The sequence below is a fragment of the Pseudomonas sp. R5-89-07 genome (assembly GCF_003851685.1).
Lineage (GTDB): Bacteria > Pseudomonadota > Gammaproteobacteria > Pseudomonadales > Pseudomonadaceae > Aquipseudomonas.
The window spans coordinates 1,395,292-1,407,423 of sequence record NZ_CP027727.1 but is presented as its reverse complement, the minus strand read 5'-3'; the positions used below and the strand labels follow the sequence as shown (position 1 = coordinate 1,407,423).

Here is a 12,132-nt window from a genome sequence, read left to right as displayed (position 1 = left end):
TGTTAGGGGCCGCTTCGCGGCCCAGCGCGAGCTTGCTCCCTCGCCACAGTTAGCCCGCTTCGTCATTCAGAACCGCGACACGGTTTTCATCGCCCCAATCAAATAGCGCATCGCTACCTGGTCGTTCTCGGTCAGGGCGCGATAATGCGCCAGCAATTCCATTTCATCCGAACTCAACCTGCGGCCACGCAAGGACAGCCTGCGGGTCAGAAAAGACACCACCACACCCGCTACACCATAGGACTTGGCCATGGACTGCTTCTCCTGATATCGATCCAATACTCCTGCCGCCCATTCCCCGCGTGCCGTGAAGCGTACTGCCTTCAAGGGCGAACCGACTGACTTCCCGGGCCGGAAATCAGGCTTACCTTAAGCGTAGAAACAATCCGGTTACCTGTGGGATTTTTTTAGAGTATTAACTTAAATAATTGCATCAGTAATCAATACCTACAGTGGATTCCCACGCACTTGCTGCTTGCACGAGCAAAAAAACCCACCGGGTCAGGGTGGGTTCTGTACGAACAAGCGAAGGGTCAATCCCTGAGATCCGACTCATGAATCGGCTGGTCGCGGTGCGTCGCTCGCTGATATTGTGCCGGCCAGATGGCTTTGCGCCCGCCCAGGTCATCGTCGGCATGCAGTGGCCAGTACGGGTCACGCAACAGCTCGCGGGCGAGGAAGATGATATCGGCCTGGCAGGTGCGCAGGATGTGTTCGGCCTGGGCCGGCTCGGTGATCATGCCGACGGTGCCGGTGGCGATACCCGACTCTTTGCGCACACGCTCGGCAAAGCGCGTCTGGTAACCGGGGCCGGTGGGGATTTCGGCGTTGGCGGCGGTGCCACCGGAGGACACGTCGATCAGGTCCACGCCGAGGTCTTTCAGGCGGCGCGCCAGTTCGACGGTTTCATCGGGGTTCCAGCCGTCCTCCACCCAGTCGGTGGCCGACACGCGTACAAACAGCGGCAGGTCCTGGGGCCAGACTTCGCGCACCGCGCGGGTCACCTCCAGCACCAGGCGGATGCGGTTTTCGAACGAACCGCCGTACTGGTCCTGACGCTGGTTACTGATGGGCGACAGGAACTGATGCAGCAGGTAGCCGTGGGCGGCATGGATCTCCACCACTTCGAAACCGGCCGTCAAGGCGCGCTTGGCGGCGGCGACAAAATCGGCGATCACTTGCTGGATCTGCCCTTCGTCCAGCGGTGTGGGTTGGGTGTGCTGCGGGTCGAATGCGATGGGCGATGGCCCTACCGGCACCCAACCACCGTCTGCTGGTTTGACGCTGCCATGCTTGCCGAGCCAGGGCCGATAAGTGCTGGCCTTACGACCAGCGTGGGCCAACTGGATACCGGCCACCGCGCCTTGCGCCGCAATGAAGCGTGTAATGCGCTGCAACGGTTCGATCTGTTCGTCCTTCCACAGGCCCAGGTCCTGGGCGGTGATGCGCCCATCGGCGGTCACGGCGGTGGCTTCGGTGAAGATCAGCCCGGCGCCACCGACGGCGCGGCTGCCCAGATGCACCAGGTGCCAGTCGTTGGCCAGGCCGTCCTCGCTTGAATATTGGCACATCGGTGATACCGCGATGCGGTTCAGCAGGGTGAGTTGACGCAGGGTATAGGGTTCGAGCAGCTGACTCATGGCGCACCTCTTCGGGTTCTGTGGGCAAGCTCCAAGGCTCTCTTTCATGGTGCTTAGAGCCTAGTCGACAACAACCGTTTGCACAGGGTTCAGAAGTAAACCGGGAGCCGATTGCCGGCTCCCCCACTGCAGCGCGTTACATTTCGACCTGGGTGCCCAGCTCGATCACCCGGTTGACCGGGAGTTTGAAGAAGCGCAGGTTGCCGTTGGCATTCTTGAGCATGAACGCGAACAACGCCTCGCGCCAACGAGCCATCCCTTTGATGCGCGAAGCGATCACGGTTTCCCGGCTGAGGAAGTAGGTAGTGCGCATCGGGCTGAAATCCAGATCATCCAGATGGCACAGTTTCAGCGCCTCAGGCACGTCCGGCTCATCGGTAAAGCCGAAGTGCAGGATCACCCGGAAGAAACCTTCGCCGTAGGCATCCACTTCGAAACGCCGCGCCGCGGGTACGCGGGGAATGTCTTCATAGACCACCGTCAGCAGCACCACCTGCTCGTGCAGCACCTGGTTATGCAGCAGGTTGTGCAACAGCGCATGGGGCACAGCGTCGGGCCGCGCGGTGAGGAACACCGCCGTGCCCTGCACGCGATGGGGCGGCTGCACGCGGATACTGCTGATAAAGATCGGCAGCGGCAGGCCGCCTTCGTCAAGGCGTTCCACCAGCAATTGCTTGCCGCGCTTCCAGGTGGTCATCAGCACGAACAGCACGATGCCGGCCAATACCGGGAAGGCGCCGCCCTGGATGATCTTCGGCACGTTGGCGGCAAAGTACAGCCCGTCCACCAGCAGGCAGCAGAGCAACACCGGCACCGCCAGTATCGGTGGCCACTTCCACAGCAGCAGCATCACCGCAGACACCAGGATCGTGGTCATCAGCATGGTGCCGGTCACCGCCACGCCATAGGCGGAGGCCAGCGCGCCGGAGGATTCGAAGCCCAGCACCAGCAGGATCACGCCGACCATCAGCGACCAGTTCACCGCGCCAATATAGATCTGGCCCTGTTCGGCGCTGGAGGTGTGCTGGATGTGCATGCGCGGGATATAACCCAGCTGGATCGCCTGGCGTGTCAACGAGAATGCACCGGAAATCACTGCCTGGGAGGCAATCACCGTGGCCAGGGTCGACAGCACCACCAGCGGGATCAGCGCCCAGCTCGGCGCCAGCAGGAAGAACGGGTTGCGCGCCGCTTCCGGATCGCCCAGCAGCATGGCGCCCTGGCCAAAATAGTTGAGCACCAGCGCCGGCAACACCAGGATGAACCAGGCACGGGCGATGGGCTTGCGGCCGAAGTGGCCCATGTCGGCGTACAGCGCTTCGGCACCGGTCAGTGCCAGCACCACCGCGCCGAGAATGGCCACGCCGATACCCGGATGAGCCTCGAAGAAGCGCACCGCCCACATCGGGTTCAACGCACTGAGCACCTCAGGGTGCAAGGTGATGCCATACACACCGAGGCCGCCCAGCACCAGGAACCAGGTGACCATCACCGGCCCGAACAGCTTGCCGATACGGTCGGTGCCGTGTTTCTGGATCAGGAACAGCGCCACCAGCACCACCAGCGCCATAGGCACGACCCATTTTTCCAGGCCGTCGAATGCCAGCTCCAGGCCTTCGATTGCCGATAGCACGGAGATCGCCGGGGTGATCATGCTGTCGCCGTAAAACAGCGCAGCGCCGCACAAGCCGCACACCACCAGAAAGCTGCGCAATTTCCTGCGCGTGCCTGCCGCACGGCGTGCCAGGGCGGTCAGCGCCATGATGCCGCCCTCGCCCTGGTTATCAGCACGCAGCACGAACAGCATGTACTTGATCGATACGACCCAGATCAGCGACCAGAAGATCAACGCCAGGATCCCCAATACACCGTCATGGTTGACCTGCACTCCATAACCGCCGTTGAACACCTCTTTAAGGGTGTAAAGCGGGCTGGTGCCGATATCGCCATACACCACCCCGACAGCTGCTACCAGCATGCCAATCGGTTTAGCGTTCGAATGCTCGGCACCCGCTGCCTGACTGCTTGCCTGACCCATCAACCACTCCTGCCTTTTGACCTGAGGTCTCTTATAAACAACGTGCTCATACTGCGCCTAGCATGCGCTGTTTTACTTCTCGTAACAGACGTTTTGTTGACGTTAGGTTTTTACTCACGCGCAACGGCGCGAAGCATAGCGCAGCACTCGTCGCATTTCCCTGCATAAAGCTGGTCAAGTGCGTTGCCCACCGCTAGAATTGCGCACTTTTTGATCAGAGGCGTCACAAACGCCCGTCTACCGCCGTGTCGTGCCCGACCGGCGGCGTCATTCAATACCGAGGTTAGACATGTCCACCACCATCGCAAAAGCCAACCCCAAGGTCGGCTTTGTATCCCTGGGTTGCCCGAAGGCTCTCGTTGACTCCGAGCGCATCCTCACGCAACTGCGTATGGAAGGCTATGACGTCGTGTCCACTTACCAGGACGCGGACGTGGTGGTGGTCAACACCTGCGGTTTCATCGACTCGGCCAAGGCAGAGTCGCTGGAAGTAATCGGCGAAGCCATCAAGGAAAACGGCAAGGTCATCGTGACCGGCTGCATGGGCGTGGAAGAAGGCAATATCCGCAACGTGCACCCAAGCGTGCTCGCCGTGACCGGCCCGCAACAGTATGAGCAAGTGGTCAACGCCGTGCACCAAGTGGTGCCGCCACGTCAGGACCACAACCCGCTGATCGACCTGGTGCCGCCGCAAGGCATCAAGCTGACGCCGCGCCACTACGCCTACCTGAAGATCTCCGAAGGCTGCAACCACAGCTGCAGCTTCTGCATCATTCCGTCGATGCGCGGCAAGCTGGTCAGTCGCCCGGTCGGCGACGTGCTGGACGAAGCCCAGCGCCTGGTCAAATCCGGCGTGAAAGAGCTGCTGGTGATTTCCCAGGACACCAGCGCCTATGGCGTCGACGTGAAATATCGCACCGGTTTCTGGAATGGCGCGCCGGTGAAAACCCGCATGACCGAACTCTGCGAAGCGCTCAGCAGCCTGGGCGTGTGGGTGCGCCTGCACTACGTTTACCCGTACCCGCACGTGGACGAGCTGATCCCGTTGATGGCCGCCGGCAAGATCCTGCCGTACCTGGACATCCCGTTCCAGCACGCCAGCCCCAAGGTGCTCAAGGCGATGAAACGCCCGGCGTTCGAAGACAAGACTCTGGCGCGCATCAAGAACTGGCGCGAAATCTGCCCGGAACTGATCATCCGCTCGACCTTCATCGTCGGCTTCCCCGGCGAAACCGAAGAAGACTTCCAGTACCTGCTGGACTGGCTGACCGAGGCCCAGCTGGACCGCGTTGGCTGCTTCCAGTACTCGCCGGTTGAAGGCGCTCCGGCCAACCTGCTGGACCTGGCCGTGGTGCCGGATGACGTCAAGCAGGACCGTTGGGAGCGTTTCATGGCGCACCAGCAGGCGATCAGCTCGGCCCGCCTGCAACTGCGCATCGGCAAGGAGATCGAAGTGCTGATCGACGAAGTCGACGAGCAAGGCGCGGTAGGCCGTTGCTTCTTCGATGCACCGGAAATCGACGGTAACGTGTTTATCGACGACGCCAGTGGTTTGAAGCCGGGCGACAAGGTGTGGTGCACTGTCACCGATGCCGACGAATACGACCTGTGGGCTGAAAAGCGCGACTGATCGCCGGTAACGTAAAAAGCCCTGCATCTGATCAAGATGCGGGGCTTTTTTACGTCTATCGTTTGCCCCATCGCCATTCATCGGCAGGGGCAGCGAGCATGCGTCGGCATTCGGTTATCCACACACCCAAAACCAGCGATTATCAAAAGTTGACGGACATCTGGGAGTCCTCTGTCCGGGCCACCCATGATTTTTTACCGGACAGCTACATCGAATTGCTGAGGAACCTGGTGCTGACGCATTACCTGGACAAGGTGATGCTGATCTGCACCAGGGACGCGAACCAACGCATCACCGGGTTTGCCGGAGTGGCCGCCGGCAAGGTCGAAATGCTGTTCATCGACCCGCAGTACCGGGGCCAGGGGCTGGGGCGGCAATTGCTGCATTATGCGATCGAGCACCTGAATGCCGATGAGCTGGAAGTCAACGAGCAGAACCCCCAGGCATTGGGCTTTTACCTCAAGCTGGGCTTCGAGGTGATCGGGCGCACGGAACATGACGGCCTGGGCCAGCCCTACCCGTTGCTGCATATGCGTCTGCGCCAGCAGCAGATGCACAGCGGCTGACGAAACGCATTCCCCACAAAAAACCGGCAGCACTGAAATGGGGCCGGGATTAACCGGCCCCACACAGGTACAATAGTCGCCCCCTTTTGTTACGGCCCTTGTCATGACTGACCCTATACGCCTCTCCAAACGCCTTATCGAACTGGTCGGTTGCTCCCGTCGGGAGGCTGAGCTGTTTATCGAAGGCGGCTGGGTCTTGGTGGACGGTGAAGTAATCGACGAGCCGCAGTTCAAGGTCACGACCCAGAAGGTCGAGCTGGACCCTGAAGCCAAAGCCACCGTGCCAGAGCCGGTGACCATCCTGCTGCATGCCCCGGCGGGCATGGATGCCGAGACGGCCATGGCGACGATCAGCGCCGAGAGCCTGTCGGAAGAACACCGCTTCAGCAAGCGCCCGCTCAAGGGCCATTTCCTGCGTCTGACCGCCAGCGCCGACCTGCAAGCCAAGGCCAGCGGCCTGCTGGTCTTTACTCAGGATTGGAAAATCCTGCGCAAGTTGACCGCCGATGCCGCCAAGATCGAGCAGGAATACGTGGTGGAAGTCGAAGGCGACATGGTGGCCCACGGCCTCAACCGCCTGAACCACGGCCTGACCTACAAAGGCAAGGAGCTGCCGGCAGTCAAAGCCAGCTGGCAGAACGAGAACCGCCTGCGTTTTGCGCTGAAAAACCCGCAACCGGGTGTGATCGCGCTGTTCTGCGAAGCCGTTGGTTTGAAAGTCGTCGCTATCCGTCGCATCCGCATTGGCGGCGTGTCCATTGGCAAAGTGCCGGTGGGCCAATGGCGCTACCTGTCCAGCAAAGAGAAATTCTGAACCGTAGCCCTTTTTCCCGACACGGCCTGATTGGGCAGTGTCTACCCCGTTGAAAACCAGGATTGCCCACCATGATTCACAACGACGTACTGCGCAGCGTGCGCTACATGCTCGACATCAGCGACAACAAGATGGTCGAGATCATCAAGCTCGGCGGCATGGACGTGACCAAGGAAGACTTGCTGACCTACCTCAAGAAAGATGAGGAAGAAGGCTTTGTGTTCTGCCCGGATGAGGTGATGGCACATTTCCTCGATGGCTTGGTCATCTTCAAGCGCGGCAAGGATGAGAGCCGTCCGCCGCAGCCGATCGAAACCCCGGTGACCAACAACATCATCCTGAAAAAACTGCGCGTCGCCTTCGAACTGAAGGAAGACGACATGCACGCCATCCTCAAGGCCGCCGAGTTCCCGGTGTCCAAGCCCGAGCTGAGCGCGCTGTTCCGCAAGTTCGGCCACACCAACTACCGCACGTGTGGTGACCAGTTGCTGCGCAATTTCCTCAAGGGGCTGACGCTGCGCGTCAGAGCCTAAGAACAGCCATGAGCTTCGAGCGGCAAGTTAAAGCTTGCGGCTTGCAGCTCGCAACTTGAGGCTCAGAAATGGCTTACTCCGTCGCGCCCGTCGGCTTCGTACGCTCCTGCTTCAAGGAGAAGTTCGCCATCCCGCGTCAGCCGCAACTGGCGCCGGCCGCCCGCGGCGTGCTGGAGCTGGTGGCGCCGTTCGATAATGGCGACGCGGTGCAGGGACTGGAGCAGGTCAGCCACGTGTGGCTGCTGTTTCTGTTCCACCAGGCGCTGGAAGACAAGCCACGCCTTAAAGTGCGCCCGCCCCGCCTGGGCGGCAACACCTCCATGGGCGTGTTTGCCACGCGTGCGACCCATCGCCCGAATGGCATCGGCCAGTCGGTGGTGAAGCTGGACAAGGTGGAACCGGGGCGACTGTGGATTTCCGGGATCGACTTGCTCGACGGTACGCCAGTGCTGGATATCAAGCCGTATGTGCCCTATGCCGATATCGTTGATACGGCGACCAACCGGATCGCCAGCGCTGCGCCGCAGTTGATTGAGGTGCAATGGCTCAAGGCCGCGCTGCGGCAGGCGCAGAACCATGCCCAGCGTCTGGGTGAACCGCTGGTGGAGTTGATTGACCAGTGCCTGGCGCAGGATCCGCGCCCGGCCTATCAGACACCCGGGCCTGAGCGTGAGTACGGCGTGCAGTTCTGGGATGTGGATGTGCGTTGGCACTATCCCGAGGCGGGGCTGATCTGTGTGCTTGAAGTGGTGCCGGCCACATAAACCGGGACACAGAAATGTGGGAGGGGGCTTGCTCCCGATTGCGGTGGATCAGTCACAGATGAGTTGACTGGCACACTGCTATCGGGGGCAAGCCCCCTCCCACATTTTTTGATTGCGGTTATTTTTCGACGAACGCGCGCTCGATCAGGTAATCACCCGGCTCACGCATGCGTGGCGAAACTTTCAGGCCGAAGCTGTTCAGCACTTCGCTGGTCTCGTCCAACATGCTTGGGCTACCGCACAACATGGCGCGGTCGTCCTCGGGGTTGATCGGCGGCAGGCCGATGTCGCTGAACAGCTTGCCGCTGCGCATCAGGTCGGTCAGGCGGCCTTCGTTTTCGAACGGCTCGCGGGTCACGGTGGGGTAGTAAATCAACTTGTCACGCAGGGCCTCGCCGAAAAATTCGTTCTGCGGCAGGTGCTCGGTGATGAATTCACGGTAGGCGACTTCGTTGACGTAACGCACGCCGTGGCACAGGATCACTTTTTCGAAGCGCTCGTAGGTCTCCGGGTCCTGGATCACGCTCATGAATGGCGCGAGCCCCGTACCGGTGCTGAGCAGGTACAGGTGTTTGCCCGGCTTCAAATCGTCAAGCACCAGGGTGCCCGTCGGCTTTTTGCTGATGATGATCTCGTCGCCTTCCTTCAAGTGCTGCAACTGGGAAGTCAGCGGGCCATCGGGCACCTTGATGCTGAAGAACTCCAGATGCTCTTCCCAGTTCGGGCTGGCAATGGAGTAGGCGCGCATGAGCGGGCGGCCGTTGGGCTGTTGCAGGCCGATCATCACGAACTGACCGTTCTCGAAGCGCAAACCCGGATCGCGGGTGCACTTGAAGCTGAACAGAGTGTCGTTCCAGTGATGAACACTGAGGACACGCTCGTGGTTCATGTTGCTCATGTACGGGGAACTCCTGGAAATGGGTCTGCGCCAAAGGTGAAGTGCGCAATTGCACAGCATTCTAATGGCGGCGACAATATCTGTTAACTGGATTATTAAGATAAGGGTTATCGGTTATATCGATATGCGATTCACTCTCCGTCAACTGCAAGTCTTCGTCGCCGTCGCCCAGCAGGAAAGCGTGTCCCGCGCTGCTGGCCTTCTGGCCTTATCTCAATCCGCCGCCAGCACGTCGATTACCGAGCTGGAGCGTCAATCCAGCTGCCAATTATTCGACCGCGCCGGCAAACGCCTGAGCCTTAACGCGCTCGGGCATCAATTGTTGCCTCAAGCGGTGGCGCTGCTGGACCAGGCCAAGGAGATCGAGGACCTGCTCAACGGCAAGTCCGGCTTCGGCTCACTGGCAGTGGGCGCCACCCTGACCATCGGCAATTACCTGGCCACCCTGTTGATCGGCAGCTTCATGCAGCAGCACCCCGAGAGCCAGGTGAAACTGCACGTGCAAAACACTGCGCATATCGTGCATCAGGTGGCGCATTACGAAATTGACCTGGGTCTAATCGAAGGCGACTGCAGCCATCCGGACATCGAGGTGCAAACCTGGGTGGAGGATGAACTGGTGGTGTTTTGCGCGCCCCAGCATCATTTGGCCAAGCGTGGCGTGGCGAGCATGGATGAATTGACCCATGAGGCGTGGATCCTGCGCGAACAAGGCTCTGGTACACGCCTGACGTTTGACCAGGCCATGCGCCATCACCGCAGTGCGCTGAATATCCGCCTGGAGCTGGAGCACACCGAGGCGATCAAACGGGCAGTGGAGTCAGGCTTGGGGATTGGCTGCATTTCGCGGCTGGCACTGCGCGATGCGTTCCGTCGCGGCAGCCTGGTGCCGGTAGAAACTCCGGACCTGGACCTGGCCCGGCAGTTCTACTTTATCTGGCACAAACAGAAGTACCAGACTTCGGCGATGCGCGAGTTCCTGGAACTGTGCCGCGCGTTTACCGCCGGGGTTCAGCGCAGCGACGAAATCGTGCTGCCGAGCATCGCCTGATCGCTAGATCAGGATGACCGCCCACACCAGCGTGATCATGGTCAAGGCCACGAACTGCGCGGCGCTGCCCATGTCCTTGGCGTTTTTCGACAGCGGGTGGCGGTCAAGGGAAATGCGGTCGATAGCCGCTTCCACCGCCGAATTGAGCAATTCGACAATCAGGGCCAGCAGGCACACGGCAATCAGCAAGGCCCGTTCGACGCGACTGACGTGCAGGAAGAAACTCAACGGAATCAGGATGACGTTCAGCAGTACCAACTGACGGAACGCCGCCTCGCCGGTGAAAGCCGCGCGCAGGCCATCCAGGGAATAGCCCCCTGCGTTGAAGATACGTTTGATACCGGTTTGACCCTTGAAAGGCGACATAGATGTAGGCAACTGAACCAGAGGAGTGGGGAAGCTAGAGCACGCAAAGTCAAAAAAGCGTGAATCGGTTGTAACTTAATGCTGCGAAATTGACTCAAGTTGTTGCAAGAGCAACGCCGCCTGGGTGCGCGTACGTACGCCTAGCTTGCGAAAAATCGCGGTGACGTGGGCCTTGATAGTCGCTTCCGACACGCTCAGTTCGTAGGCAATCTGCTTGTTCAACAAGCCTTCACAGACCATGGTCAACACCCGGAACTGCTGAGGCGTCAAGCTGGCCAGGCCATCACGGGCTGCCTTGGCTTCGTCGGACACATTGATTTGTTCAAACGCTTGCGGCGGCCACGACACATCGCCGTCCAATACGGCACGCACAGCCTTCTGGATATCTTCCATCGCGCTCGACTTGGGAATGAAGCCGCTGGCGCCGAACTCCTTGGAGCGCACCACCACGTCAGCTTCTTCCTGGGCCGAAACCATCACTACCGGGATCTGCGGGTATTGCCCGCGCAGCAGCACCAACCCGGAGAAACCATAGGCACCGGGCATGTTCAGGTCGAGCAGCACCAGGTCCCAGTCGGATTTTTCGGTCAGGCGCGCTTCCAGCTCGGCAATGCTGGCGACTTCGACCATGCGCACATCCGGGCCAAGGCCCAGCGTTACGGCCTGATGCAGCGCACTGCGAAACAGCGGGTGGTCATCGGCTATCAGGATTTCGTATGTGGCCATTGATTAAATGATCCTGTTTTTTAGGGGAGCCCTGATGGGTTCAGGGTTCGCCAGTACACAAGGCGACGGCCAGGCAGCCATCGCCACGGAGCACGCTCAACGTCAAAAACACGCGAAACAACGTCGAAAAACCAAGCGGGCGCCCCAATCGGCGCCCAGCATGCCCAGCGCGGCCTGGGGGGTCAAGCACTACGCCCAAGGGGATTCTAGCGGGTTGCACGATTGAGGTGCCATCATGCAAACGTCGACTGGTCATACCCTCCGAATAAAGGACGCCAAACGCGTGTGGACACCGTCCGCCTCATTCAAAGGCAGCTGAAACTTGGCGGCCAGGTAGTGCGTGCTGAAGACATCAAGGTAGGCATCCAGGACTTCGCTGGCGAGCTGATCATCGGCCAGCTCCAGACACAGCGCAGCGACCTCGGCGGTGCAGAAGTGATCATCGCGCTTGGAGCGGCGCAATTTGTAACGTGACAGCTGCTCCGGCGCCAGGCTCAACACCGGCAAATGCTCCAGGTACGGGCTCTTGCGAAACATCTTGCGCGCTTCGCTCCAGGTGCCGTCCAGCAGGATAAACAGCGGGCGCTTGCCCTCTTCTGTATTCACCACGCTGACCACTCGCTCAGGCGCCACGAATTCGCCAGGGAATACGATATACGGTTGCCATTGTGGATCGGCCAGCAAGGTGAGCAGGTCCGGATCGACTTCGGTTCGCGACCAGGCGAACGCAGTGGTGTCGCCGATAACATCGGCGATCAACCATCCGGTGTTGCTGGGCTTCATGGGTTCGACGTCGTGCATCAACAGGCACATCGCAGATTTGGCTTCAACCGTTGGTCGCCACGCGCACAGGCAATACTCGGGAATCACCCGGCAACCGGCACAACGCTCGGCACGCGAACCGCGATTGAGGAACGGCCTGACGGCTCGGGCCAGGCGCTGGGTACGCAAGCGGGAGACGGCGTGGCTCATTGAATGCGCCATAGAGACGGGTAAATCGACACGGGGTAACTCGAGAGCAATTGAAGTGGCCGCAGTTTACCAGCGATACGCCTGGCTGTAGTGGCCGGCGCTCACCTATAATTGCGCGCCACTGAACGCACAGC

Annotated in this window: 13 protein-coding genes; 6 read left to right on the top strand and 7 right to left on the bottom strand. The window is 60.2% G+C overall.

Annotated features, from left to right (window positions below; genetic code table 11):
* Positions 1 to 66: 66 nt before the first annotated feature.
* The 3 genes from C4J94_RS06415 to C4J94_RS06405 all read right to left on the bottom strand — a co-directional run bounded on the left by C4J94_RS06415 (position 67) and on the right by C4J94_RS06405 (position 3,678).
* The gene (locus tag C4J94_RS06415; RefSeq protein ID WP_124385404.1) at positions 67 to 252 is read right to left on the bottom strand and encodes a hypothetical protein; all 186 of its coding nucleotides are present in this window, start codon (positions 250 to 252) and stop codon (positions 67 to 69) included.
* A 281-nt stretch (positions 253 to 533) separates the two neighbouring features.
* Complete coding sequence (locus C4J94_RS06410) at positions 534 to 1,640, bottom strand: NADH:flavin oxidoreductase/NADH oxidase (protein WP_124385403.1); 1,107 nt, start codon at positions 1,638 to 1,640, stop codon at positions 534 to 536.
* A 136-nt stretch (positions 1,641 to 1,776) separates the two neighbouring features.
* The gene (locus C4J94_RS06405) at positions 1,777 to 3,678 is read right to left on the bottom strand and encodes a potassium transporter Kup (RefSeq protein WP_124385402.1); all 1,902 of its coding nucleotides are present in this window, start codon (positions 3,676 to 3,678) and stop codon (positions 1,777 to 1,779) included.
* A 289-nt stretch (positions 3,679 to 3,967) separates the two neighbouring features.
* On the opposite strand from C4J94_RS06405, the gene rimO reads away from it, so the two are divergent.
* The 5 genes from rimO (at position 3,968) to tsaA (ending at position 7,985) form a co-directional block, all read left to right on the top strand.
* Positions 3,968 to 5,308, top strand: coding sequence for a 30S ribosomal protein S12 methylthiotransferase RimO (gene rimO / locus C4J94_RS06400; RefSeq protein WP_046384502.1), 1,341 nt, complete (start codon positions 3,968 to 3,970; stop codon positions 5,306 to 5,308).
* A 98-nt stretch (positions 5,309 to 5,406) separates the two neighbouring features.
* Positions 5,407 to 5,874 carry a GNAT family N-acetyltransferase gene (locus tag C4J94_RS06395; RefSeq protein ID WP_124385401.1) on the top strand — a complete coding sequence of 156 codons (468 nt, stop codon included), beginning with the start codon at positions 5,407 to 5,409 and terminating at the stop codon, positions 5,872 to 5,874.
* A gap of 103 nt (positions 5,875 to 5,977) precedes the next feature.
* Positions 5,978 to 6,688, top strand: a complete 711-nt coding sequence (locus C4J94_RS06390; RefSeq protein ID WP_124385400.1) for an rRNA pseudouridine synthase — start codon at positions 5,978 to 5,980, stop codon at positions 6,686 to 6,688.
* A 71-nt stretch (positions 6,689 to 6,759) separates the two neighbouring features.
* Positions 6,760 to 7,221 (top strand): DUF1456 family protein, encoded by a 462-nt coding sequence (locus C4J94_RS06385; RefSeq protein ID WP_005785469.1) that lies wholly within the window; start codon positions 6,760 to 6,762, stop codon positions 7,219 to 7,221.
* A 68-nt stretch (positions 7,222 to 7,289) separates the two neighbouring features.
* The gene (tsaA, locus tag C4J94_RS06380) at positions 7,290 to 7,985 is read left to right on the top strand and encodes a tRNA (N6-threonylcarbamoyladenosine(37)-N6)-methyltransferase TrmO (RefSeq protein WP_124385399.1); all 696 of its coding nucleotides are present in this window, start codon (positions 7,290 to 7,292) and stop codon (positions 7,983 to 7,985) included.
* A gap of 118 nt (positions 7,986 to 8,103) precedes the next feature.
* Here the strand turns inward: tsaA and fpr are convergent, their stop codons facing one another.
* Entirely contained in the window at positions 8,104 to 8,883 is a 780-nt protein-coding gene (fpr, locus tag C4J94_RS06375; protein WP_003189055.1) for a ferredoxin-NADP reductase, read from the bottom strand.
* A gap of 124 nt (positions 8,884 to 9,007) precedes the next feature.
* Here fpr and C4J94_RS06370 point away from each other — a divergent pair, with 124 nt between their 5' ends.
* The gene (locus tag C4J94_RS06370) at positions 9,008 to 9,934 is read left to right on the top strand and encodes a LysR family transcriptional regulator (RefSeq protein ID WP_010212678.1); all 927 of its coding nucleotides are present in this window, start codon (positions 9,008 to 9,010) and stop codon (positions 9,932 to 9,934) included.
* 3 nt (positions 9,935 to 9,937) lie between these two features.
* Here the strand turns inward: C4J94_RS06370 and C4J94_RS06365 are convergent, their stop codons facing one another.
* From C4J94_RS06365 to C4J94_RS06355, 3 genes are all read right to left on the bottom strand, one after another.
* Positions 9,938 to 10,300, bottom strand: coding sequence for a diacylglycerol kinase (locus C4J94_RS06365; RefSeq protein ID WP_017137081.1), 363 nt, complete (start codon positions 10,298 to 10,300; stop codon positions 9,938 to 9,940).
* A 75-nt stretch (positions 10,301 to 10,375) separates the two neighbouring features.
* Positions 10,376 to 11,026, bottom strand: coding sequence for a response regulator transcription factor ErdR (erdR, locus tag C4J94_RS06360; protein ID WP_124385398.1), 651 nt, complete (start codon positions 11,024 to 11,026; stop codon positions 10,376 to 10,378).
* A gap of 252 nt (positions 11,027 to 11,278) precedes the next feature.
* Positions 11,279 to 11,998 carry a tRNA-uridine aminocarboxypropyltransferase gene (locus C4J94_RS06355; protein ID WP_124385397.1) on the bottom strand — a complete coding sequence of 240 codons (720 nt, stop codon included), beginning with the start codon at positions 11,996 to 11,998 and terminating at the stop codon, positions 11,279 to 11,281.
* Between the last annotated feature and the right edge of the window lie 134 nt (positions 11,999 to 12,132).